Raw genomic sequence first — 283 nt, forward strand, 5'->3', positions numbered from 1 at the left:
CATGTCGGCGAGCGACTTCAGCGGACGCTTGTTCGCGCCCGTCATCGCCTTGCCGCGACGACCGTTGTCGAGCAGCGAGTCGACGGCTTCCTGCAGCATCCGCTTTTCGTTGCGGACGATGATTTCAGGCGCCTTCAGCTCGAGCAGACGCTTCAACCGGTTGTTACGGTTGATCACGCGGCGATACAGGTCGTTCAGGTCCGACGTCGCGAAACGGCCGCCGTCCAGCGGCACGAGCGGACGCAGTTCCGGCGGCAGCACCGGCAGCACTTCGAGGATCATC

The 283-nt window shown here is 64.0% G+C and carries 1 protein-coding gene; it reads right to left on the reverse strand.

Annotated elements, in window-relative coordinates; translation table 11 throughout:
* A partial coding sequence (locus SB725_RS30800; RefSeq protein ID WP_410923158.1) for a hypothetical protein occupies positions 1–283 on the reverse strand: 283 nt, incomplete at both ends.

This window comes from Pseudomonas sp. SIMBA_041, from assembly GCF_046535095.1.
Classification (GTDB): domain Bacteria; phylum Pseudomonadota; class Gammaproteobacteria; order Pseudomonadales; family Pseudomonadaceae; genus Aquipseudomonas; species Aquipseudomonas mucoides.